Annotated in this window: 17 protein-coding genes and 1 pseudogene; 14 read left to right on the top strand and 4 right to left on the bottom strand. The window is 70.6% G+C overall.

From position 1 onward, the window contains the following. Nucleotides 1–94: 94 nt before the first annotated feature. On the bottom strand, nt 95–2,623 hold the full coding sequence (locus tag OO70_RS31875) for an ATP-dependent Clp protease ATP-binding subunit (RefSeq protein ID WP_043678737.1): 2,529 nt from the start codon (nt 2,621–2,623) through the stop codon (nt 95–97). 130 nt (nt 2,624–2,753) lie between these two features. Continuing rightward, the gene (gene map, locus OO70_RS31870; RefSeq protein ID WP_043678735.1) at nt 2,754–3,524 is read right to left on the bottom strand and encodes a type I methionyl aminopeptidase; all 771 of its coding nucleotides are present in this window, start codon (nt 3,522–3,524) and stop codon (nt 2,754–2,756) included. 32 nt (nt 3,525–3,556) lie between these two features. On the opposite strand from map, the gene OO70_RS31865 reads away from it, so the two are divergent. From OO70_RS31865 to OO70_RS31820, 10 genes are all read left to right on the top strand, one after another. Further along, nucleotides 3,557–3,808 (top strand): helix-turn-helix domain-containing protein, encoded by a 252-nt coding sequence (locus tag OO70_RS31865; protein WP_043678733.1) that lies wholly within the window; start codon nt 3,557–3,559, stop codon nt 3,806–3,808. 34 nt (nt 3,809–3,842) lie between these two features. Continuing rightward, nucleotides 3,843–5,036: an MFS transporter gene (locus OO70_RS31860; protein WP_043678731.1), complete on the top strand. Its 1,194-nt coding sequence runs from the start codon at nt 3,843–3,845 to the stop codon at nt 5,034–5,036. 135 nt (nt 5,037–5,171) lie between these two features. After that, nucleotides 5,172–6,914, top strand: a complete 1,743-nt coding sequence (locus tag OO70_RS31855) for a hypothetical protein (RefSeq protein WP_043678729.1) — start codon at nt 5,172–5,174, stop codon at nt 6,912–6,914. Between the two features lie 276 nt (nt 6,915–7,190). Next, complete coding sequence (locus OO70_RS31850; RefSeq protein ID WP_043678727.1) at nt 7,191–8,033, top strand: nitrilase-related carbon-nitrogen hydrolase; 843 nt, start codon at nt 7,191–7,193, stop codon at nt 8,031–8,033. Continuing rightward, on the top strand, nt 8,030–9,316 hold the full coding sequence (locus OO70_RS31845; RefSeq protein ID WP_043678725.1) for an aspartate aminotransferase family protein: 1,287 nt from the start codon (nt 8,030–8,032) through the stop codon (nt 9,314–9,316). Before OO70_RS31850 ends, OO70_RS31845 begins: the two co-directional genes overlap by 4 nt. Nucleotides 9,317–9,343: 27 nt before the next feature. Beyond that, nucleotides 9,344–10,924 (top strand): PucR family transcriptional regulator, encoded by a 1,581-nt coding sequence (locus tag OO70_RS31840; RefSeq protein ID WP_043678723.1) that lies wholly within the window; start codon nt 9,344–9,346, stop codon nt 10,922–10,924. Between the two features lie 155 nt (nt 10,925–11,079). Beyond that, nucleotides 11,080–11,922 carry a nitrilase-related carbon-nitrogen hydrolase gene (locus OO70_RS31835; RefSeq protein WP_019071248.1) on the top strand — a complete coding sequence of 281 codons (843 nt, stop codon included), beginning with the start codon at nt 11,080–11,082 and terminating at the stop codon, nt 11,920–11,922. A gap of 97 nt (nt 11,923–12,019) precedes the next feature. Then, nucleotides 12,020–13,423: a dihydropyrimidinase gene (gene hydA / locus OO70_RS31830; RefSeq protein WP_043678721.1), complete on the top strand. Its 1,404-nt coding sequence runs from the start codon at nt 12,020–12,022 to the stop codon at nt 13,421–13,423. An 11-nt stretch (nt 13,424–13,434) separates the two neighbouring features. Further along, a complete protein-coding gene (locus tag OO70_RS31825; protein WP_043678720.1) occupies nt 13,435–14,454 on the top strand; it encodes a TIGR03842 family LLM class F420-dependent oxidoreductase in 1,020 nt (339 codons plus the stop codon). Nucleotides 14,455–14,582: 128 nt separating this feature from the next. Further along, nucleotides 14,583–16,133 carry an NCS1 family nucleobase:cation symporter-1 gene (locus tag OO70_RS31820; protein ID WP_043678718.1) on the top strand — a complete coding sequence of 517 codons (1,551 nt, stop codon included), beginning with the start codon at nt 14,583–14,585 and terminating at the stop codon, nt 16,131–16,133. 19 nt (nt 16,134–16,152) lie between these two features. Here OO70_RS31820 and OO70_RS31815 read toward each other — a convergent pair whose 3' ends face one another. Together OO70_RS31815 and OO70_RS31810 are read right to left on the bottom strand one after the other, a co-directional pair. Continuing rightward, nucleotides 16,153–16,824: a hypothetical protein gene (locus OO70_RS31815; protein ID WP_043678716.1), complete on the bottom strand. Its 672-nt coding sequence runs from the start codon at nt 16,822–16,824 to the stop codon at nt 16,153–16,155. 164 nt (nt 16,825–16,988) lie between these two features. Next, the gene (locus tag OO70_RS31810; RefSeq protein WP_043678714.1) at nt 16,989–17,984 is read right to left on the bottom strand and encodes a carboxymuconolactone decarboxylase family protein; all 996 of its coding nucleotides are present in this window, start codon (nt 17,982–17,984) and stop codon (nt 16,989–16,991) included. A gap of 165 nt (nt 17,985–18,149) precedes the next feature. On the opposite strand from OO70_RS31810, the pseudogene OO70_RS52860 reads away from it, so the two are divergent. The 4 genes and pseudogenes from OO70_RS52860 to OO70_RS31790 all read left to right on the top strand — a co-directional run bounded on the left by OO70_RS52860 (nt 18,150) and on the right by OO70_RS31790 (nt 22,858). Then, nucleotides 18,150–19,219, top strand: a pseudogene (locus tag OO70_RS52860) (sensor histidine kinase). After that, nucleotides 19,216–19,923, top strand: a complete 708-nt coding sequence (locus OO70_RS31800) for a response regulator (RefSeq protein ID WP_043679114.1) — start codon at nt 19,216–19,218, stop codon at nt 19,921–19,923. The pseudogene OO70_RS52860 and the gene OO70_RS31800 overlap by 4 nt, the downstream one beginning before the upstream one ends. Beyond that, nucleotides 19,920–20,732, top strand: a complete 813-nt coding sequence (locus OO70_RS31795) for a class I SAM-dependent methyltransferase (RefSeq protein WP_043678710.1) — start codon at nt 19,920–19,922, stop codon at nt 20,730–20,732. The genes OO70_RS31800 and OO70_RS31795 overlap by 4 nt, the downstream gene beginning before the upstream one ends. Before the next feature lie 113 nt (nt 20,733–20,845). Next, nucleotides 20,846–22,858, top strand: coding sequence for a LamG-like jellyroll fold domain-containing protein (locus tag OO70_RS31790; RefSeq protein WP_078651640.1), 2,013 nt, complete (start codon nt 20,846–20,848; stop codon nt 22,856–22,858). Nucleotides 22,859–22,867: the final 9 nt, after the last annotated feature.

Raw genomic sequence — 22,867 nt, 5'->3', positions numbered from 1 at the left:
CTGCGGGGGTGTGGGGGCTGGTCGCGCGCACGCGGCGGAGCCGCAAATCGATACAGCCCCGCGCCCCTGCCTGAGGCGCCCCTGACGGGGCGCCTCAGGCAGGGGCGCTCGACTGGTTCTGCCTGTTGAACGCCAAGCGATCGACCTCTACGTCTACCGTCACTTGATCGCCCTCTGCGACCGTGCCGTCCAGAAGCAGTCGCGACAGTTGGTTGTCGACCTCCCGCTGGATGGTCCGCCGCAGTGGTCGGGCGCCGTACTCCGGCTGATAGCCGTGTTCCGCGAGCCAATTGACCGCCGTGTCCGTGAACTCGACCGTTACGCCCTGCGCGTGCAGCAGGCGGCGGGTGTGCTCCAGCAACAGCGACGTGATCAGACGGAGTTGCTCCGCCGTGAGCTGGCGGAAGACGACGATCTCGTCGATGCGGTTGAGGAACTCGGGGCGGAAGTGCTCGCGCAGCGGGCGCAGGATCTGCTCGCGCCGTGCCTCCTCGTCCGCGTCGGCGCCGCCCGGGCCGAAACCGATGCCCGCACCGCGCCGGGTGATCGCCTCGGAGCCGAGGTTGCTGGTCATTACGATCACCGTGTTGGTGAAGTCGACCGTGCGGCCCTGCGCATCGGTCAACCGGCCGTCGTCCAGCACCTGGAGCAGGATGTTGAACACGTCCGGGTGCGCCTTCTCGACCTCGTCGAGGAGGAGGAGCGAGTACGGGTGGCGGCGTACCACCTCGGTCAGTTGACCGGCCTCCTCGTGGCCGACGTAGCCGGGCGGGGCGCCCACCAGTCGGCTGACCGTGTGGCGTTCCTGGTACTCGCTCATGTCGAGGCGAACCATGCGGTCCTCGCTGCCGAACAGGGACTCGGCGAGCGCGCGGGCAAGTTCCGTCTTGCCTACGCCGGTTGGGCCGAGGAACAGGAAGCTGCCGATCGGCCGGTCCGGGCTCGCCAGGCCGGCACGCGAGCGCAGCACGGCGTCCGACACGACCCGGACCGCCTCCTCCTGGCCGACGACCCGTCCGTGCAGGTGTTCCTCCAGGCCGAGCAGCCGGTCCTTCTCCTCCGCCGTGAGACTGCTCACCGGGATACCGGTCTGCCGGGACACCACTTCGGCGATCGCCTCGCCGGTGACCTCCAGGTGCTGGCCCTCGTCGCCCGTGTCCGCACCGCCGGCCTCGGCCAGCCGTACCTTCAACTCGGCGATCCGGTCCCGTAGTTGGGTGGCCTTCTCGTAGTCCTCGTCGGCCGCCGCCTGGTCCTTGTCGCGGGAGAGCTGTTCCACCTCGCGCTCCAGGGCCCGTACGTCCGTGCCCTTCGTGCGTGCCCGCAGCCGTACCCGCGCGCCCGCCTGGTCGATCAGGTCGATCGCCTTGTCGGGCAGTCTGCGGTCGGTGAGATAGCGGTCGGACAGCTCCACGGCCGCCACCAACGCCTCGTCGGTGTAACGGATTTGATGGTGGGCCTCGTAGCGGTCGCGCAGTCCGCGCAGGATCTCGATCGCGTCCGTGACGGTCGGCTCGGGTACCAGGATCGGCTGGAACCTGCGGGCCAGCGCCGCGTCCTTCTCGATCCGGCGGTACTCCTCCAGCGTCGTAGCACCCACGATGTGCAACTGGCCCCGGGCGAGGGCCGGTTTGAGGATGTTCCCGGCGTCCATCGAACCGCCCTCGCCGCCGCCTCCCGCGCCGACCACGGTGTGCAACTCGTCGATGAACACGATCAGTTCGTCCGAGTGGGCGCGGATCTCACCGACGATGTTCGTCAGCCGCTCCTCGAAGTCGCCCCGGAAACGGGTGCCCGCGACCACGCCGGTGAGGTCGAGTGCGACGACTCGCCGCCCTACCAACACGTCCGGCACATCGCCGTCCGTGATGCGCTGCGCGAGGCCCTCCACGATCGCGGTCTTGCCGACACCCGCGTCGCCGATCAGCACCGGGTTGTTCTTGCCGCGCCGGGACAGTACCTCGATGGTCTGCTCGATCTCCTCGTCGCGTCCGATCACCGGGTCGATACGGCCCTGGCGGGCCAGGTCGGTGAGATCGCGGCTGTACTTGTCGAGGGTGGGGGTGCCGGTGGGGCGGGGCTGGTCCGTGCGCGGCAGCGCGCCGTCCGGGGCCTCGGGCGGCAAACCCGTGGGGGCGTAGCGGGCCGCGTTCAGGATGTGGCCGGCGGCGGAGTCCGGGTTCGCGGCGAGCGCGCCGAGGACGTGCTCGGGGCCGATGTAGCCGGTGCCGCCCGCCCTGGCCAGGTCGTGGGCGTCCAGGAGGGCGCGTTTGACCGCCGGCGTGAGCGAGAGTGACGTGCCCTCCGGGGGTTGGGCGGGTCCGGAGCGCTCGTCGATCTCCGCGGCGAGGGAGTCGGGGTCTGCGCCTGCGCGAGCGAGGAGGTCGCGGGTTGGTTCGGCGGAGAGCGCTGCGCGGAGGAGGTGCTGGGTGTCCAGGTCGTGGCTGCCGTGTTCTGCGGCGTACTGGGCTGCGCCTCGGACGAGGTCCCTGGCCGGTTGGCTGAGTAGGCGGCCGATGTCTATGTCACGTGGGCCCGGGCGGGCACCGTTGGCTCCGCCGAAGAACCGGGCCAGGAACTCGCCGAAGGGGTCGTTTTCGGGGTTGGTGTAGCCGCTGGTCATCAATCCACCATGGCACGGGGCGCTGCGTGGGGCATGTGCAGATTTGGGGTGGTTTGGGTTTCCTTTCGTCTGCGGGCCCGTTGTGGCTGGTCGCGCAGTTCCCCGCGCCCCTAAAAGAAGGTGGGCTTCCTCAATGGCGCTCGGTCAGCACCCTTGGTCCCGCCTCCGTGATCGCCACCGTGTGTTCCACGTGGGCCGCCCTCGATCCGTCGTTCGTGCGGAGGGTCCAGCCGTCGGGTGCCTCGTGGTAGCCGTCCTTGCCGCTGGCGATCAGCATCGGCTCGATCGCGATGGCCATGCCGTGGCGGAGGGGGAGGCCCCGGCCGGGGCGGCCCTCGTTCGGGATCGCCGGGTCCTCGTGCATCTGGCGGCCGATGCCGTGGCCGCCGAAACCCTGGGGGATGCCGTAGCCGGCCGTGCGGCACACCGTGCCGATCGCGTGGGCGATGTCGCCGACGCGGTTGCCGACGACGGCCGCCGCGATGCCCGCCGCGAGGGCGCGCTCGGCGGTGTCGATCAGGCGCACGTCGGCGGGGCGCGGCTTGCCGACGATGAAGCTGATGGCCGAGTCGCCGGCCCAGCCGGCCAGCTTGGCGCCGAAGTCGATCGAGACGAGGTCACCGTCGCGCAGGCGGTAGCCGTCCGGGATGCCGTGCACGATCGCGTCGTTCACCGAGGCGCAGACGACCGCCGGGAACGGGGTGGGCGCGAAGGACGGGCGGTAGCCGAGAAAGGGGGAACCGGCGCCCGCAGCGCGCAGCACGTCGTGCGCCAACTCGTCCAGTTCCAGCAGGGATACGCCCACGTGGGCGGCCTCCCGCACGGCCGTGAGGGCGCGGGCCACGACCTGGCCCGCCTCGTACATCGCATCGATAGACGTGTCCGTCTTGAGTTCCACCATGCCAATTACTATACCGGTATTAGAATGACGGCATGGTACGCACCCCGCTCACTCCCGAAGAACACGAACGCGGCGAACGGCTCGGCCGGTTGCTCCGCGAGGCCCGTGGTGGCCGCAGCATGACGGAGGTGGCGGCGAACGCGGGCATCTCGGCGGAAACCCTCCGCAAGATTGAGACGGGCCGGGCTCCCACGCCCGCCTTCTTCACCGTCGCCGCCCTCGCCGACGCGCTCGGGCTGTCCATGGACGAACTCGTGGTCAGGTGCGCGCCGTTGGCGGCCTGAGGCGGAGAGAGCGACCGCGCCCGACGGGAGACGTGTGCCGTATCTGACCCTGCTTCGGCGGCCTCATGTCCTACGACTGCTCGCCGGCTCCCTCGTCGGCCGCCTGCCCAGCGCCATGGCCGCCCTCGCCATCGCCCTCTCCGTGCGCGAGGCCGGTGCGGGCTATCGGCTCGTCGGGGTCGCCACCGGTGTGTTCGCCGTGGCCGGGGCGATCGGCTGCCCGCTGCTCGGGCGGGTGGTCGACCGCACCGGGCAGCCGCGTGTGCTCGTCGTGTCCGCCGTGGTGTCCGGTGCGGGGTACGCCCTCCTCGCGCTCGCCCCGGGCTCGGTCTACGGCACCCTCGCCGGGGCCGTCGTCGCGGGTGCCGCCGCGCCGCCCCTGGAGCCCTGTCTGCGCGCCCTGTGGCCCGAGTTGGTGGCCGAGGAGCAGGTGCAGGCGGCGTACGCCGTCGACGCCGGGGCGCAGGAGGTCGTCTTCATCGCCGGGCCGCTGGCCGTCGCCGGTGTCGCCGCGCTCGGGCCCGCGCCGCTCGCCCTGTGGCTGGCCGCCGGTCTCGGCCTGCTCGGCTCCCTGGTGATGGCCACCGCCCGGCCCTCCCGCGAGTGGCGGACCGAGACCCGCGACGCGCACTGGCTCGGCCCGTTGCGCAGCCCCGACCTGCTTCTGCTGCTGCTCGCCCTGTTCGGGGCGGGCTGGGCCCTTGGCGGCTTCAACGTCTTCAGCGTCGCCTACGCCGAGCAGCACCCCGTGCCCGGCGGTGCGGGCCTGCTCATGTCCCTGTCGGCCTTCGGCGCGCTGCTCGGGGCCGTTGCCTACGGCGCCCTGCGCTGGACCGCCGACGCACCGCTGAAGGCCGTACTGCTGTGTGCCGGAATGGCCGCCGCGTACTGGCTCGTCGCGCTCGTGCCGGGGCCCGCCGGTGCCTGTCTCGTGGCGGTCGGTACCGGTGTCTTCTTCGCGCCCCTGCTGACCGTGTCCTTCGGGCTGGTCGGTCAACTCGCCCCGGACGGCACGGTGACCGAGGCCTTCGCCTGGCTGGTGACCCTGATCGGCGCCGGGATCGCCGCCGGATCTGCCGTCACGGGACTGCTCCTCGCCGATTCCGCACTGCCGGTCGCGGCGGCGCTCGGTGCCTGCGGGGTGAGTGCGGGTGCCCTGGTCCTGGCCCTGTCCCGGGGGCGGCTCGCCCGTCCCGCGACCGTCCGGGAGGCGGCGGATCCGGCGTGAACCCGGCGGGCGCACAGTGGGGAGGCGTAGGCTCCGAGCTCTCTGCGCCCGGCTCGAAAAGCTTCCGTAGCCGCGTCGTAACACAAATGGTGTTTTCTACGGACCGGAGTACTCCGGTCTGGCGGGAGTTGGAGCATGGCTGTGGATCAACTCCCCGGGCAGGTGCGGGAGTTCGCGAACTATCTCGACGGACTTCTGGCGCGCCTGGACCAGGGCGGCGGCTGGTGCGGGGTGTTCTGGCAGCGCGATCCCGATGGCATGCAGGCCTGTCTGAGCGGGCGTGAAGTACCGCCCTGGGACGTGGTGGAAGCCCTCCTCCAGGACCTCGCGGCGGAGTACGGCCACGGCGTCGCGAGCCAGGAGAAGAACCGGGCCCGCACCCTCCACGCGGCGGCGCTCACCGCGTTCGACGCCCGGCCCGGCAGCCGGGACGCCCTGAGCGACCGGCTCGACGTGATGCTCCGTGAGCAGAAGTACGCGGCCGAACGGCAGTCGGAACTGGGGCGGTTGCTCAACTCCGCCGGTACCCGGGAAGAAGCCGACGCCCTCCGCCTCGACCTCGCCTGGGCCCACGACGACCACGAACGCGCCATCGCCCGCTGCGCCGAACTCCGCGCCCGCATCGAGGAGTTGGACAACCGCGTCCGCGACCGGGGTGACCGGGGCGTCCACCGCGACCGGCACGGCAACGTGTTCCGCGTCGACGACACCTACCAGGACCAGAACAGCCCCGCGTACGACCAGAGCAATGTCACGTACGACCGGAATCAGGCCCCGCGCCGACTGCCCCGCCAGCGCGACCCGGAGTACGCACCGGGCCCCGGCCAGGACAACGGGCCGGGCGGATACGACGCTGCCGGGCGCGGCACGACCCCCGACTACCGGCACCCGGACAACGCGACCCGCGATCACGTCGGCTACGAGGGGACACACCGGGGCGGCGGGACCCCGGACGCGCGTCGCGGCTACGAGGAATTCGAGCGCGCGAATCCCGACTACGGCAACCCGGATTCCGGCTACGGCAACCCGGACCCGGCCGCCCCTGCGACGGGCGGCTTCACGAGCCCCGACACCACCCTTGACGCCACCGGCGCGTCCGCGTCCCCCGACCAGACCGCCGCCGACCAGGCCCCCGCCCCCAAGCAACGCAAGCGCCGCCGGGGCAGCGCCCGCTTCGCCGGCATGGTCGAGGACGACACCGCCGCCACCCCGGCCCCGGACCCCACAGCCGCCGTACCGGAGATTCCCGCGCAGGCGCCCGCCGCCCGCCGCAGCCCGCGCGGAGCCCGTTTCGCCGGGGCCGCCAGGCCGGTCGAGCGGTCGCAGCCGAAGCGGGAGCCGTTGGACGCCGAGGCCCGGCAGAGCACCGTGGAGGCCGTTCAGCGGCTCGTGGGGCTGCGACGGGAGGGCCGTAGCGGCGAGGCGCACGCGCTGCTCGTCGAGGCCGCGTACTGGCCCGCCGCGCGCTTCCCGCTGCTCGCGGCGGAGCTCCAGCGCGCCGGGCTCGGCGCCGACTGGGCGACGCTGCTGTGGGAGGCCGCCTCGCTGCCCGCCGACCGGCTGGTCGGCGCGGCGGACGCGCTGGTCGCGGCGGGCCGTACGGCGGACGGGGAGCAGATCCTCCGGCAGGGCGTGGCCCGCCCCGCCGGTGAGATAGGCGAGGCCGTGCTCGCGCTGGCCGCGGAGGGGCGCCGCCGGGAGATCCGTGCCCTTCTCGACGCCTACGTCCGGGTCCGCACCCCCGAGGAGGCGGCCCGCAGCGTCGCGGCCGACCCGCAGCAGCTCGTCCCGCTCCTGGTGGAGGCCGCCCAGGGTGTCTCGGACGAATGCCACTGGGACTTGGTCCATGCGCTGCGGGTAGCCGGCTTCAGCGCGTGAGCGCTCCGCTGGGTACGTCGTTTGTCGGCTGCGCGCCGGTGGGGGCTTGTCGCGCCCACGCGGCGGAGCCGCATATCGATACAGCCCGCGCCCCTTACGGGGCGCTCGACCCGGCTACCCGGCGCAGCGGCTCACCCACCGGAGTGTGAAACGCGATCGACTCCGCGGGTTAACGACGATGGTCTTGGCAAGGCTCCTCCGGAGGCTTACGTTCATCCCTCTACGGCCTTTGTCTACGGGCGTAGAGGCTCTGAGGTCCCGTCGAAGGAGCAGCTCATGGCCAACGTCGTACGCGCCGCTCTGGTCCAGGCCACCTGGACCGGCGACACCGAGTCCATGGTGGCGAAACACGAGGAACACGCCCGCGAGGCGGCCCGTCAGGGTGCCAAGATCATCGGGTTCCAGGAAGTGTTCAACGCCCCCTATTTCTGTCAGGTCCAGGAACCGGAGCACTACAGCTGGGCCGAGCCGGTGCCCGACGGGCCGACCGTGCGTCGTATGCAACAGCTCGCGCGCGAGACCGGCATGGTGATCGTCGTCCCGGTCTTCGAGGTCGAGCAGGACGGCTTCTACTACAACACCGCGGCCGTGATCGACGCCGACGGCACCTTCCTCGGCAAGTACCGCAAGCACCACATCCCGCAGGTCAAGGGCTTCTGGGAGAAGTACTACTTCAGGCCGGGCAACGCCGGCTGGCCCGTCTTCGACACCGCGGTCGGCAAGGTCGGCGTCTACATCTGCTACGACCGCCACTTCCCGGAGGGCTGGCGCCAACTCGGCCTCAACGGCGCCCAGTTGGTCTACAACCCGTCCGCCACCTCGCGCGGCCTCTCCGCCTACCTCTGGCAGCTGGAGCAGCCGGCGGCAGCCGTCGCCAACGAGTACTTCATCGCCGCGATCAACCGGGTTGGACAGGAGGAGTACGGGGACAACGACTTCTACGGGACGTCGTACTTCGTCAACCCGCGAGGCCAGTTCGTCGGCGACGTCGCCAGTGACAAGGACGAGGAACTCGTCGTCCGCGACCTGGACTTCGGGTTGATCGAGGAAGTACGCCAGCAGTGGGCGTTCTACCGCGACCGTCGTCCCGACGCCTACGAAGGGTTGGTGCAGCCGTGACCAAGGATCTGCTGGGACGGCACAAGGCCGTGCTCCCGGACTGGCTCGCCCTCTACTACGACGACCCGCTGGAGATCACGCACGGTGAGGGCCGGCACGTCTGGGACGCCGAGGGCAACAAGTACCTCGACTTCTTCGGCGGCATCCTCACCACCATGACCGCGCACGCGCTCCCCGAGGTCACCAAGGCGGTGAGCGAGCAGGCCGGGCGGATCCTCCACTCGTCCACGCTCTACCTCAACCGGCCGATGGTCGAACTCGCCGAGCGCGTCGCGCAGTTGTCCGGCATCCCCGACGCCCGCGTCTTCTTCACCACCTCGGGCACCGAGGCCAACGACACCGCCCTCATGCTGGCGACGAGTTACCGGCAGAGCAACCAGATCCTGGCCATGCGCAACAGCTACCACGGCCGCTCCTTCAGCTCGGTCGGCATCACCGGCAACCGCGGCTGGTCCCCGACCTCGCTGTCCCCGCTCCAGACGCTGTACGTCCACGGCGGTGTTCGGACGCGCGGACCCTACGCCCACCTGTCCGACGCCGAGTTCATCGCGGCCTGCGTGGAGGACCTGAAGGATCTGCTCGGTCACGTACGGCCGCCCGCCGCCCTCATCGCCGAACCCGTCCAGGGCGTCGGCGGGTTCACCTCACCGCCCGACGGCCTGTACGCCGCCTTCCGCGAAGTCCTCGCCGAGCGCGGGGTGTTGTGGATCGCCGACGAGGTGCAGACCGGCTGGGGCCGCACCGGCGACCACTTCTGGGGCTGGCAGGCGCACGCGCAGAACGGTCCGCCGGACATCCTCACCTTCGCCAAGGGCATCGGCAACGGCATGTCCATCGGCGGTGTCGTCGCCCGCGCCGACATCATGAACTGCCTCGACTCCAACAGCATTTCGACCTTCGGCGGCACCCAGATCACCATGGCGGCCGGCCTCGCCAACCTCACCTATCTGCTGGAGCACGACCTCCAGGGCAACGCCCGGCGCGTCGGCGGCCTCCTCATCGAGCGGCTGCGGGCCGCCGCGGCGAAGCATCCCGGCGTACGCGAGGTGCGCGGGCGCGGGCTGATGATCGGCATCGAGCTGGTGAAACCGGGCACCGACGAGGCCGATCCGCAAGCCGCCTCCGCCGTGCTCGAAGCGGCCCGCGAGGGCGGCCTGTTGATCGGCAAGGGCGGCGGACACAACACCAGCGCCCTGCGCCTCGCCCCACCGCTGTCCCTGACCGTCGCGGAGGCCGAGGAGGGCGCCGCGATCCTCGAACAGGCTCTGAGGAGCACGCAGTAGCGCAAGCTGAACAAGGGAAACACCATCATGACCACCACCTTGGGAACCCTGGGAAACCTGGACACCCTGGAGCCCGCCCTGTCGGTGCGCCAGGTCCTCGGCCTGGAACGGGTCCTCGCCGGGGAACCCGAGGTGGTGGCCGGCGCGAGCCAACTCGACCGGCCCGTGCGCTGGGTGCACGTCGCCGAGGCCGCCGACGTCGGCGTGATGCTCACCGGCGGCGAGATGGTCCTCACCACCGGGGTGCTCCTCGCCGGTGACGAGGCGGCCCAGGCCGAGTACATCCAATCTCTGCACCGCGCGGAGGCCTCGGCCGTCGTCCTCGGTCTCGGCCGTGCCTTCCCCGCCCCGCCGGACGTGATGCGCCGCGCGGCCGAGCGATGCGGACTGCCCATGGTGGTGCTCCACCGCCCCTTCCCCTTCGCCGAGTTGACGGAAGAGGTCCAATCCCGGCTGGTACGGCGGAAGTTCGCCGCCGTCAGCCTCTCCGAGGCCGTACGGACCGCGCTCACCGGACTCATCACCGGCGGCGCCCCGCTGCAGAGCCTGCTCGACGAGGTTGCCGCGCACAGCGCCTGCCCAGTGGTCGTCACCAACCTCGCCCATCGTGTCCTCGCCACGGCGGGGGAGCGGTCGGCCGTGGACGACGTGCTGCGCGACTGGGAGCGGATCGCCCGGCAGGCCGGCGGCAACGAGGGCGACGGCTGGATCCGCGCCGAACTGGGCGGACGCGGCGAGCGCTGGGGCCAGATCATGCTCTGCGGTTACCGAGGAGACACCGCCACCGGGCGCCTCCTCGCCGACCGCGCCGCCGAGGCCCTCGTCCTGCACCGCATGCTCGGCGGCTCCGCCCACACCTGGGAGGAGCAGTCCGCCCAGAGCCTGCTGACCGACCTGGCGAGCGGCGTCGTACCGGCCCGCCAACTCCTGCCCCGCGCCCGCGCCGCCGGACTCCCGGTCAACCGGCGCACCTTCGTACCGATGGTCGTACGCGACGGCGACACGGCCCAACTCGACCGAGTGCTACGGCTGTTGGGGCTCCCCGGACTAGTCGCCGAACTGGCCGACGGTGTCACCGCCGTCCTGCTCAGCCTGCCCCGGGACCAGGACGCGGACGCTCTCGCCGCACACTTCGCGAGCCGCCTGCGCACCGAGTCCGGGGCGTTGAAGGCCGTAGTGGCCGCCGCCGGGCAGCGCACCGTCTGGGACGACGTGCCCGCCGGGCTGCGTGAGGCACAGCATGTCGCCGACGCCGTGGCCGACTCCAGCGACGCCCTCGAACTCCCCGCTGTCGTACGCCTCAAGGATGTCCATCTGCGCGGCCTGATCCGGCTGTTGCGGGACGACCCGCAGGTGCAGTCGTTCGCCGAGCGGGAGTTGGACGGGCTGCTGTGCGCGGCCGACGAGGACCTGCTCGCCGTACTGCGCACCTATCTGGCCACCGGCCGCAACAAGTCGCGCACCGCGCAGCTCCACCACGTCTCCCGGCCCGCGCTGTACCGCCGGCTGGAGGCCATAGAAGGCCGGCTCGGGGTGGATCTCGACGACTTCGAGCAGGCCGCCTCGGTGCACATCGCGCTCCTCGCGCACGACGCGCAACAGGGGTGAAACATGGGACTACCTGCGAAAACGGCGGTGAAACATGCGGCCACGACAGGGTGACACCGTGGAACGCCGCGCCTCCGCAGACGTGACACCGTGCAACTCAAAGACGACTTCCGGACTTCCTAGGCTCCTCGCACACCTAGCGACCGGAGGTCCCGATGAGCACCGTGATTCGTGCCGCCCTGTTCCAGACAGCCTGGACGGGCGACAAGGAGTCCATGATCCAGGTACACGAACAGGCGGTCCGCGACGCGGCCGCGCAGGGTGCTCAAGTCCTGTGCTTCCAGGAGCTGTTCTACGGACCGTACTTCTGCCAGGTCCAGGACAAGGCGTTCTACGAGTACGCCGAGGCGATCCCGGACGGCCCGATCGTCAAGCGCTTCCAGGCGCTCGCCAAGGAACACGGCATCGTCCTGGTCCTCCCGATGTACGAGGAGGAGCAGCCCGGCGTCCTCTACAACACGGCCGCCGTGATCGACGCGGACGGCTCGTACCTCGGCAAGTACCGCAAGCACCACATCCCCCAAGTCCCCGGATTCTGGGAGAAGTTCTACTTCCGCCCGGGCAACAGCGGCTGGCCGATCTTCGACACCAAGGTCGGCAAGATCGGCGTCTACATCTGCTACGACCGGCACTTCCCGGAGGGCTGGCGTGCGCTGGGCCTCGCGGGCGCCGAGATCGTCTTCAACCCGTCGGCGACTTCGCGTGGACTGTCCGCCTACCTGTGGCAGCTGGAGCAGCCCGCTGCCGCCGCCGCCAACGAGTACTTCGTCGGCGCCATCAACCGGGTCGGTGTCGAGGAGCTGGGCGACAACGACTTCTACGGCACGACCTACTTCGTCGACCCGGAGGCCCAGTTCGTCGGCGAGGTGGCCAGCGACAAGGAGCCCGAACTGGTCGTCCGCGACCTGGACTTGGCGAAACTGCGCGAGGTCCGCGACCGCTGGCAGTTCTACCGCGACCGCCGCCCGGACGCGTACGGCCCGCTGACCGCACCGTAAAACGCCCTGGGTTCCCGCGCCCCGTCTTTAGGGGCGCGGGGAACTGCGCGACCAGCCCCCAACGACCCGCACCCGACAACCATCCAGCGGAGTCAAAATGAGCACCCGTACCGTAATCCGCGGCGGCCTAGTAATCACCGCGTCCGACGAACTCCACGCCGACGTCCTGATCGAGGACGGCCGAATCGCCGCCCTCGCCACCTCCGGCACCACCATCGCCGAGGGCTGGACCGCCGACCGGGTCATCGACGCCACCGGGAAGTACGTCATCCCGGGCGGGGTCGACGCCCACACCCACATGGAGATGCCGTTCGGCGGCACCAAGGCCGCCGACACCTTCGAGACCGGCACAAGGGCCGCCGCCTGGGGCGGTACGACGACCATCGTCGACTTCGCCATCCAGAGCGTCGGCGGAGCCCTCCGCGAGGGCCTCGACGCCTGGCACGCCAAGGCCGAGGGCAACTGCGCCATCGACTACGGCTTCCACATGATCGTCTCCGACGTCAACGAGGACACCCTCAAGGAGATGGACCTGCTGGTGCAGGAGGGCGTCACCTCCTTCAAGCAGTTCATGGCCTACCCGGGCGTCTTCTACAGCGACGACGGCCAGATCCTGCGCGCCATGCAACGCGCCGCCGACAACGGCGGGTTGATCATGATGCACGCCGAGAACGGCATCGCGATCGACGTGCTGGTCGAGCAGGCGCTCGCGCGCGGCGAGAGGGACCCCCGCTACCACGGCGAGGTCCGCAAGGCCCTCCTCGAAGCCGAGGCCACCCACCGCGCCATCAAGCTCGCGCAGGTCGCCGGCGCCCCGCTCTACGTCGTGCACGTCTCCGCGATGGAGGCGGTCGCCGAGCTGGCCAAGGCGCGCGACGAAGGGCTCCCCGTCTTCGGCGAGACCTGTCCGCAGTACCTGTTCCTGTCGACGGACAACCTCGCCGAGCCCGACTTCGAGGGTGCGAAGTACGTGTGCAGCACGCCGCTTCGGCCGAAGGAGCACCAGGCCAAGCTCTGGCAGGGCCTGCGCACCAACGACCTCCAGGTCGTCTCCACCGACCACTGCCCCTTCTGCTTCGTGGGCCAGAAGGAAATGGGTCGGGGCGACTTCTCGAAGATCCCCAACGGCATGCCGGGCGTCGAGAACCGCATGGACCTGCTCCACCAGGGCGTCGTCGACGGGCACATCAGCCGCCGCCGCTGGATCGAGATCGCCTGCGCCTCCCCGGCGCGGATGTTCGGCCTCTACCCGAAGAAGGGCACCATCGCCCCGGGCGCCGACGCCGACGTCGTCATCTACGACCCGCACGCCGAGCAGACCGTCTCCGCGGAGACCCACCACATGAACGTCGACTACTCGGCGTACGAGGGCAAGCGCCTCACCGGCCGCGTCGAGACCGTCCTCTCGCGCGGCGAACTCGTCATCACCGAGCGGGAGTACACCGGGCACGCGGGCCACGGCGTCTACACCCCGCGCTCCACCAGTCAGTACCTCAACTAGGAGTGGCGCACATGGACTTCGGACTCGTCCTGCAGACCGACCCGCCGGCCTCGCGGGTCATCAGCCTGATGAAGCGTGCCGAGCGCAACGGCTTCACCTACGGCTGGACCTTCGACTCCGCCGTGCTGTGGCAGGAGCCGTTCGTGATCTACAGTCAGATCCTGGCCAACACCACGAAGTTGACGGTCGGCCCGATGGTCACCAACCCGGGCACCCGCACCTGGGAGGTCACCGCCTCCACCTTCGCGACCCTGAACGACATGTTCGGCAACCGCACGGTCTGCGGCATCGGCCGCGGCGACTCCGCGATGCGCGTCGCGGGCCGCACCCCGAACACGCTCGCCCGGATCAGCGAGGCCATGAAGGTCATCAGGGCGCTCGGCTCCGGCCAGGAGGCGGACCTCGGCGGCACGGTCATCAAGTTCCCCTGGGCGAAGGAAGATGCCCAACTCCCCGTCTGGATGGCCGCGTACGGCCCCAAGGCCCTGAAGATGACCGGCGAGGAGGCCGACGGCTTCATCCTCCAGCTCTCGGACCTCTACCTCACCGAGTACATGGTGAAGGCGGTCAAGGACGCGGCCGTCGCCGCCGGACGCGACCCGTCCGAGGTCAAGATCTGCGTCGCCGCCCCGGCCTACGTCACCGAGGACGACTCGCCCGAGGCGCTCGCCCACGCGCGCGACCAGTGCCGCTGGTTCGGCGGCATGGTCGGCAACCACGTCGCCGACCTCGTCTCCAAGTACGGCGAGCACTCCGCCGCCGTACCCGAGGAACTCACGGACTACATCAAGGCCCGTGAGGGGTACGACTATTCGCATCACGGCCGTGCCGACAACCCCGACACCGCCTTCGTGCCCGACGAGATCGTCGACCGGTTCTGCATCATCGGATCGGCCGAGAAGCAGATCGAAAAGCTCAACGCCCTGCGCGAGTTGGGCGTCGACCAGTTCGCCGTCTACGACATGCACGACGCGCAGGAAGCCACGATCGACGCCTACGGGTCGAAGGTGATCCCGGCCGTCAACGGCTGACGCACACCCGTACCACCGCTCAACTCCCCGTCCCCCCACTCCAGTTCTCCCCCTCCCCACCGTCCTGGGGAGGGGGGCCGGAGCCCCCGCACGGCCTTTCCGGACCCACCTCATTGATTGGCCTGCCCATGACCGACACCGCTCCCACGGCCATAGAGCCGACCGCTCAAGTCACCCTCGCCGACGGGCGGGTGGAGATCGCCCCGGGGTCGCCGCTGCCCGCCGGGCCGTACGCCAACGACGACCTGCTCCCGGTTCCCGTCGAGAAGCGCACCTGGACCACGTACAACTTCTCCGCGCTGTGGGTCGGCATGGCCCACAACACGGCCTCCTGGACCCTCGCTTCCGGGCTCATCGCCGTCGGCATGGACTGGAAGCAGGCGGTGTTCACCATCGCCCTGGCCAACCTGATCGTGCTCGTGCCCATGCTGCTCACCGGGCACGCGGGACCGAAGTACGGCATCCCCTTCCCGGTCTTCGCGCGTGCCTCGTTCGGCGTGCGCGGCGCCAACCTCCCTGCCGTAGTGCGGGCGTTGGTGGCCTGCGGCTGGTTCGGCATCCAGACCTGGATCGGCGGTGAGGCGATCTTCTTCCTCGCCGGGAAGCTGATCGGGGACAGCTGGGCCAACGCCTCGCACATCGGCGGGTACGCCTGGACGATGTGGCTGTCGTTCGCGCTGTTCTGGGTGCTCCAAGTGGCCATCATCTACCGGGGCATGGAGACGATCCGCCGCTTCGAGAACTGGGCGGCGCCCTTCGTGCTCGTCGGCGCGTTCGTGATGCTGATCTGGATGAGCAACAAGGCCGGCGGCTTCGGCCCGCTGCTCGACCAGCCGTCCAAGCTGGGCTGGGGCGGCAGCTTCTGGAAGCTGTTCTGGCCCTCGCTCATGGGCATGATCGGCTTCTGGTCCACGCTGTCGCTGAACATCCCGGACTTCACCCGCTACGGCAAGAGCCAGAAGGCCCAGACATGGGGCCAGGCGCTCGGTCTGCCGACCACCATGACCCTGTTCGCGTTCCTGTCGGTGATGGTCACCTCCGGTTCGCAGGCGGTCTACGGCACGGCGATCTGGGACCCGGTGCAGCTGGCGGCCAAGACGGACAACGTGGTCGGGCTGCTCTACGCGTTGGTGACCGTCCTGGTGGCGACCCTGTCCGTGAACATCGCGGCCAACCTGGTCTCGCCCGCCTTCGACTTCTCCAACATCGCGCCCCGGAAGATCAGTTTCCGCACCGGCGCCCTCGTGACCAGCGTCCTCGGCGTGCTGATCTTCCCCTGGAAGCTGTACTCCGACCCGCAGGGCTACATCTTCACCTGGCTCGGCCTGGTCGGCGGTCTGCTCGGCACGGTCGCCGGCATCCTCATCGCCGACTACTGGATCCTGCGCCGCGGCAAGCTCGACCTCGCCGACCTGTACCGCGCGGGCGGCCGCTACTGGTACGACGGCGGCTGGAACTGGCGGGCCGTCGTGGCCTTCCTGGTGGGTGGCGTACTCGCCGTGGGCGGCGCCGACTTCCACCCGCTGATCGACGGCCGGCCCATCCCGGCCCTGTCCTCGCTCGCCGACTACGGCTGGGCCGTGGGCCTGGGCACGTCGATGGTGCTTTACGTGCTGCTGACGGTGCTCACCGGAAAGGAGCCGGCACCGGAGCCGGCGACGGAGCCCGTCGACGCGTAGATCTCGGAGGGCGGTCGGGCTAGCTGGCCTTGCCGCCCTCCAGCGCGGTTACCGCTTCCTTGGCGGCCTTGATCGCACCCTTGTTGATCACGTCCGTGCTCGGCGCCTTCTTGTTCTCGAAGTCGCTGCCGTTGTACGTGATGGTCACCAGCGCGTTCCCCGCGCGGACGACGACCGTGCCCTCACGCGTCTGCTGCTTGTCCTCTGTGGTGAGGTTCACGATGGAGTAGGCCGAGTCGCCGAGCCCGGGAACCGCTCCGCCGCCGCTCTTCTCCGTAACGGTCTCGGTATACGACTTTTTCGCCGCTTCGTCCGATTCCGTGATCTCGTACGACACGTCGAGCCAGCGGTAGTCGTACCCCTTGAGCGCGTTCCACGAGCAGGTACGGCGCACCTTCGTGTCCGTCGACGGGATCTCCTTGCCGGCCGTCTTCGCGCCCGGCACCAGCGACTTGATTGTCGCCACCGACACACTTCCGCACGGGGCGGGGGAGGTGGAGTACGTCTTGGCAACGGGCGCCGTCGACGGCGCCGAGGACCCGGACGAGCCACCTGCGTCGGGTGTCGACTTGTGATCGGCGGTCGTGGTCGCGGCGAACGGACCGGACGTCAGGGCCCAGCCCATCGCGGCGAGCACGACGACCGGCGACAGACGCGCGGTGAGAGCGAGCGGCAGAGGAAGAGAACGCAAGTCGCACTTCTCGTGGGGGATCAGGTGCGGAGCGGGTCCGCACTGCGGACGGGGACGCCAGTGTCACATGACTGCCTGTGAGGCGGAAGTATGAACTCGCTCCGTGCCTGTGCGGTGACAGTGCCTCACTGTTCGCGGGCTGTGTGTCCCCTTATGTCCGCGCGTCACGCCCGAGCGGCGGGCACCCGCATCGTCGTCTCGATCCGTTCGACGGCCGCGAACGCCGCGTACGCGATCAGCCGCACCAGACGCGCGTCGGTGTGCCCGGGCCCGCGCCAGGCGGCGACATCCTCCTCGGTGATCCGGTACGGCGCGAGCGCGGCCAGCACCGCGAGCCGCGCCGCGGGCCGCTCCCGCCGGTTCGGGAAGCCGCGCAGGACGACCGGCGGATGCGACCCGTCCCAGGCCCACAGCGTCTCCCGTACGAGGGTCAGGTCGTCGGCGTCGAGGAGGTCCGCGCCCGCGAGCGCGGCCGTGCGCAGGGCGTCGTAGGCCGGACCCACCGGGGTTCCGGCGGCCCAGTCCGGGCCGGGGCCGGGTGTGTCGAGCAGGGGAAGTGCCGCTCCCGGTACGGCGCTTCGGCGCACGGTGCGGGCGACGGCGCGGCCCGCGAGGCTCCGTACGGCCCGGAACCGTTGGGCGTTGCCCGGCAGGAGCTGCTCGGTGAGCAGGGCCGACACGACGCGGTTGATGAAGTGGAAGGCGAGGGCGGTGCCCAGATAGGAGGGTGCCTGCTCGCGCGGGAACGGGTACGGGGCGAGGGCCGCGCCGGGGACACGCGTCCGGCGTCCCCAGGCCAGCACTCGCGCGTGCTCCTCGTTCTCCGGTGTGCCGCCGCGCGCCAGGTGCTCGGCGAGGGCGTGGTCGCCGGTGGCGTGCAGCAGGACGGTGTGCGCGTCCGCGCAGAACGGGCACTTGTTGGCGAGCGAGACACCGAGGGCGGCCAGCTCCTTGCCGGTGCGGCTGCCGGCGCCCGCGATCAGCGACTCCCGCATCAACGCCCAGGCGGGGGCGAGGAGTTCGGGGGCGGAGGACAGGACCACGAAGGTAGGGGGCCGGTCGATCCCAAAGTCGACAGCGATCTGCTCGAAGACCTCGGCGGTGCGGCCGGTGGCGGACTTCGGCGACGGGGGCCGGGTGTGACGGAAGGGTGTGGGCATGGCAGCAGCGTGCGCGGCCGGGGCGGGCCGGGTCGTCGTACGGGCGAAGGCAGTTGGGGCTACGCCGGGGAGTTCCGGGGCGTCGCGGACTACTGCGTGGGGAGTAGTCCAGGAGTTGTCCACAGGGCTGACGCCCGGGTCGGCGCGGCGGTCTAGTGTGCGGACATGAGCGGGTACCCGGTCGATGTGACCCCACGCAGGCGCCTCGCCGACGCGTCCCTCGCGGGCGTGATCGGCGCCCTCGTCGTGACCGTCGCGGCCTTCGACGCGGATACGACCGCCGTCGACTACGCGCTCGTCGCCCTCGCCTCGGCAGTCCTGGCGTTCTACCAGACGGCCCCGAGGGCGGTCCTCGCCGTGGCCACGGCGGGGGAGGCGGCCTACGTCCTGCACGCCCATCCCGGGCCGATCGCCGGTCTGCCCGTCCTCGCCGCCATGCACACGGCGGCCCGCGCGGGACATCGCGGTTGGGCGGCAGGGGCGGGCGCGTTGTTCCTGGTGGCGTACTTCGCGACGGGGCCGACGACCCAGCAGGTGGTCGAGCGGACCGCGCTCATCGCCGGCTGGTTCCTCTGCGCGGTGGTCACCGGCCTCGCCGACCGCAACTGGCAGGCGTATCTGCGCCAGACCGAACAGCGCGCCCTGGAGGCCGAACGCACCCGCGAGGAAGCCGCGTTGCGCAGGGCGGGCGAGGAACGCCTGCGCATAGCAAGGGAGTTGCACGACTCCCTCACCCACAGCATCTCGATCGTCAAGCTCCAGGCGGGCGTTGCCGTCCACCTCGCCCGCAAGCGCGGCGAGGAGGTGCCGCCCGCGCTGCTCGCCATCCAGGAGGCGGGCGGCGAGGCGATGCGCGAACTGCGGGCCACCCTGGAGATCCTGCGTACCACCGAGGAGCCCACGGGCACCCCCGCGCTGCTCGTCGAGCGGGCCTGCGCGGCCGGCCTTGCCGTCGAACTCGCGGTGACCGGCGAGGAGCGCCCCCTGACGGCGACGGTCGACCGCGCGGTGTACCGCATCGTCCAGGAGGCCCTCACCAACGCCGCCAGGCACGCGGGCCCGGCGAAGGTCAACGTCCAACTCGCGGCTTCGCGGTGCGGGCCGAGCTGCCGCTGGGGGAGACGGGATGATCCGGGTCGCGGTCGTCGACGACCAGGCGCTGATGCGCGCGGGCTTCCGTGCGTTGCTGCGGCTTCGCGGTGCGGGCCGAGCTGCCGCTGGGGGAGACGGGATGATCCGGGTCGCGGTCGTCGACGACCAGGCGCTGATGCGCGCGGGCTTCCGTGCCCTGCTCGACGCCGAGGACGGCATCGAGGTGGTCGGCGAGGCGGCGAACGGCGAACAGGGCGTGGCCCTCGTCCGCGCGCAGCTCCCCGACATCGCGCTGATCGACGTACAGATGCCCGTGATGACGGGCATCGAGGCGACCCGCCGTATCGCCGCCGACCCGGCCCTGGCAGCGGTCAGAGTCGTCATCCTCACCAACTACGGCCTGGACGAATACGTCTTCGAGGCACTGCGCGCGGGCGCCAGTGGCTTCCTCCTCAAGGACACCGACCCGGCGGACCTGCTCCAGGCGATCGAGATCGTCGCCGGCGGCGAGGCCCTCCTCTCTCCGGCCATCACCCGCACCCTCATCGGCGAGTTCGTCTCCCGCCCGCCGGACCGCTCCACCCCCTCCGGCCTGGAACACCTCACCCGCCGCGAACGCGAGGTCACCGCGCTCGCCGCCCACGGCCTCACCAACGAGGAGATCGCCGCCCACATGGTCATCAGCCCGTTCACGGCGAAGACCCACATCAGCCGGGCGATGACGAAGCTGGCAGCACGGGACCGGGCCCAACTCGTCGTGTTCGCCTACGAGTCGGGGCTGGTGACGGCACGCGCACCGGAATCCCGTTGCGAGCCGGACGCGCGGGATCGCAACCTGGGGCGATGACCGAGACGACACACGCGCAAGACCCCGCCGTCCGCGAGGAGATCCTCGCCTACTACGCCCGCGGCGAGGAGGACGGCCGCCTCAGACAGGGGTCCAACCGGCTGGAGTTCTGGCGTACCCAGGACGTCCTGCGCCGACTGCTGCCGACGGCTCCCGCGAAGGTGCTGGACGTCGGCGGGGGCAGCGGCATCCACGCCGAGTGGCTCGCGCGGGACGGGTACGAGGTCCAACTCGTCGATCCCGTACCGCTGCACGTGGAGCAGGCGGGCCGGCTGCCGGGGGTCATCGCGCGGGCCGGGGACGCCAGGGCGCTGCCGGACGAGGAGGCCTCGTACGACGTGGTGTTGCTGTTCGGGCCGCTGTACCACCTGCCCGAACGGGCCGACCGGCTAAGGGCGTTGGCCGAGGCGCGGCGGGTGGTGCGGCCGGGCGGGCTGGTGGTCGCGGCGACCATCAACCGGTTCGCGGGACTGCACGACATGCTGCTGTGGGAGTGCTATTTCGATCCGGCCCAGCGGGCCAACACCGATGCGATCAGCAACCACGGGAGGAACGGCGGCGGGCCTTTCACGACCGCCTACTTCGCCCAACCCCACGAAACTCCCGAGGAGTTCGCGGAGACGGGCCTCACCGTCGAGGGCCAGTACGGCCTCGAAGGCGTCGCTTGGCTGATGGGCGGCATCGAGGGCTGGCTGGACGACCCGGACCGCCGCGAGGCCGTGCTCGCGGCCGTCAGGCGGACCGAGTCCGAGCCCACCCTGCTCGGCACCAGCGGACATCTGTTGACCGTGGGCCGCCGCAAGTCCTAGTGGGGCGGGTGGTGTTGGGGGAGCGTTCGGCAGCCGGTACCCGGCGCGCAAGTCCGCCGTACCGCAGCCGTCCGTAGCGTGACGCCGTTCTCCTACTCGGCATTGGAGCGGACATGGACAGCTCTCCCACGGGTGACAGAGGCCTCGACGACCACGAGCGGCACGACTTGCACGCGGCGGGCTGCGACTGCCCGCGCACCGCGGACCTCGACGGTGACGGCGTCGCCGCGTCGAGCCGCCGTGCGTTCCTGCACCGCGCCGGTGCGCTCGGTGCGGGAACGGCCGCCGCAGGGCTGCTGGGCGCGGCTCCCGCGTACGCGACGGGAGGCGACAAGAACGACGATCCGTACGGGCGGACAACGATGTCACCCGCGCCGCGCGGGAAGTGGGACCCGGATCCCGACAACCCCCGGTTCACCGTCGTCGTGATGCCCGACACGCAGTACATGTTCGACCAGGACCGCATCCACCCGGTGCCGATGGAGGCGTCGTTCCGCTACGTCCTCGATCCGGCGGGCCGTGCGGGCGGCAACGACGAGAACATCGTGTTCCTGGCGCACCTCGGTGACGTGACGCAGAACGGCCTCGCCGAGGAGTACGCGGCGGTCACCAAGGTGTTCGGCATGCTGGACCGGGCGGGTGCCTCGTACGGCGTGCTGGCCGGCAACCACGACGTCCGCGCCGACGACCAGCGCGGCGCCACCCCCTACCTGGACACCTTCAGCCCGGCGCGGGCCAGGAAGACGCCCGGCTACCACTCCTCCAGCCCTGACGGCTACAACACCGCGCACATCTTCCGTGCGGGCGGCCGTAGTTGGATGCTCCTGTCGCTGGACTGGCGTATGTCGGCGAAGGGTTTCGCGTGGGCCAACGCGGTCATCGCCGCGAACCCGACGCTGCCGGTGATCGTCACCACGCACGAGATCGTCGGCTCGGACGAGGACGGAGCGGCCGAACTGTCCGACTACGGGCGGCAGTTGTGGGACGGCCTGATCAAGGACAACGACCAGATCTTCCTCACCCTCAACGGCCACTACTGGCCGCCCGGAAGCACGGTGCTGAAGAACAGCGCGGGCAACGACGTACATCTGCACATCACCAACTACCAGGACCGCTACTACGGCGGCGCGGGCATGATCCGCTCCTACCGTTTCGACCTCGACCGCGGGATGATCGACGTCGCGACCTTCTCGCCGTGGATCCGTGAACTGGCGGAGAAGGGCGAGTTGAACGCCCTCGCGGCGAAGGAACTCGAACTGACGTCGAAGGTCGACTACTTCTCGATGGCGATCGACTTCGAGCAGCGCTTCGCCGGCTTCGCCCCGGTCCCGCCGCGCACGTCCCGCCCCGCGCGCCGGATGCTGCTGCCGGGCACGCTGGCCTACTGGCGGTTCGACGAGGGCGGTACGGCGGGTTCCGACGTCGCCTCCGGCACGGTCGTCAGGGACCAGGCGGGCAACGGCAACGACCTGATCCTGAAGAGCGTCCCGAACTCCCCGCCGCACGCGCTCACTTGGACCGCCGACCATCACCCCGACCAACCCGCCCACGCGGGGCTGGTGTTCGCGGGTCAGGGCAACCCGGTCGCCGGCTCCTACCTCCAGACCGTCGACAGGGCACCGCTCAACCGCGAGACCTTCGCCCGCGGTTACACCTTCGAGGTCTTCTTCAAGGTGCCCGCCGACTGGGACGGTGGCCGCAACGGCTGGTCCTCGATGCTCAGCCGCGCGGGCACGGCGGCCCAGGCCGGCAAGAACGGCCCCTCCGCCACCGCCGACGAACCCGTGCTGACCCTCAGCCTGTCCAGCTCCATCGAGCTGCAGTGGAACGCCTACCCGCTCAACCAGAACGGCGCCACGACCGCGTGGAGCCACCTCCTCCAGCAGGAGGAGTGGTGGCACGTCGCCGTCGCCAACGACGGCCGGATCAGCAAGCTCTACGTCAACGGCTGCGAGGAGGGCCGCAACCCGACCAGCACGGCCGTCGGCCTGACCACCCTCAACATGCCGTTCCTTCTTGGCGGTTACCAGTGGGCGGGCGCGGTCAGCCAGGTCTTCCACGGCACCATCGGAGACGTCCGGATCACCGACCGGGCGCTGCGGCCTGACCAGTTCATGAACGCCTAGGTTTCGCGG

It is taken from the genome of Streptomyces xylophagus, assembly GCF_000716435.1.
In the GTDB taxonomy this organism is placed as follows: domain Bacteria; phylum Actinomycetota; class Actinomycetes; order Streptomycetales; family Streptomycetaceae; genus Streptomyces; species Streptomyces xylophagus.
This window is presented reverse-complemented; position numbering and strand designations above follow the sequence as displayed.

Excerpts from the sequence above, each read along its gene's own strand:
- OO70_RS31875 (WP_043678737.1), bottom strand. The coding sequence starts at position 2,623 with ATGACCAGCGGCTACACCAACCCCGAAAACGACCCCTTCGGCGAGTTC.
- OO70_RS31835 (WP_019071248.1), top strand. The coding sequence starts at position 11,080 with ATGAGCACCGTGATTCGTGCCGCCCTGTTCCAGACAGCCTGGACGGGC.
- map (WP_043678735.1), bottom strand. The coding sequence starts at position 3,524 with ATGGTGGAACTCAAGACGGACACGTCTATCGATGCGATGTACGAGGCG.
- OO70_RS31800 (WP_043679114.1), top strand. The coding sequence starts at position 19,216 with ATGATCCGGGTCGCGGTCGTCGACGACCAGGCGCTGATGCGCGCGGGC.
- OO70_RS31790 (WP_078651640.1), top strand. The coding sequence starts at position 20,846 with ATGGACAGCTCTCCCACGGGTGACAGAGGCCTCGACGACCACGAGCGG.
- OO70_RS31810 (WP_043678714.1), bottom strand. The coding sequence starts at position 17,984 with ATGCCCACACCCTTCCGTCACACCCGGCCCCCGTCGCCGAAGTCCGCC.
- OO70_RS31795 (WP_043678710.1), top strand. The coding sequence starts at position 19,920 with ATGACCGAGACGACACACGCGCAAGACCCCGCCGTCCGCGAGGAGATC.
- hydA (WP_043678721.1), top strand. The coding sequence starts at position 12,020 with ATGAGCACCCGTACCGTAATCCGCGGCGGCCTAGTAATCACCGCGTCC.
- OO70_RS31855 (WP_043678729.1), top strand. The coding sequence starts at position 5,172 with ATGGCTGTGGATCAACTCCCCGGGCAGGTGCGGGAGTTCGCGAACTAT.
- OO70_RS31825 (WP_043678720.1), top strand. The coding sequence starts at position 13,435 with ATGGACTTCGGACTCGTCCTGCAGACCGACCCGCCGGCCTCGCGGGTC.
- OO70_RS31865 (WP_043678733.1), top strand. The coding sequence starts at position 3,557 with ATGGTACGCACCCCGCTCACTCCCGAAGAACACGAACGCGGCGAACGG.
- OO70_RS31850 (WP_043678727.1), top strand. The coding sequence starts at position 7,191 with ATGGCCAACGTCGTACGCGCCGCTCTGGTCCAGGCCACCTGGACCGGC.
- OO70_RS31840 (WP_043678723.1), top strand. The coding sequence starts at position 9,344 with ATGACCACCACCTTGGGAACCCTGGGAAACCTGGACACCCTGGAGCCC.
- OO70_RS31820 (WP_043678718.1), top strand. The coding sequence starts at position 14,583 with ATGACCGACACCGCTCCCACGGCCATAGAGCCGACCGCTCAAGTCACC.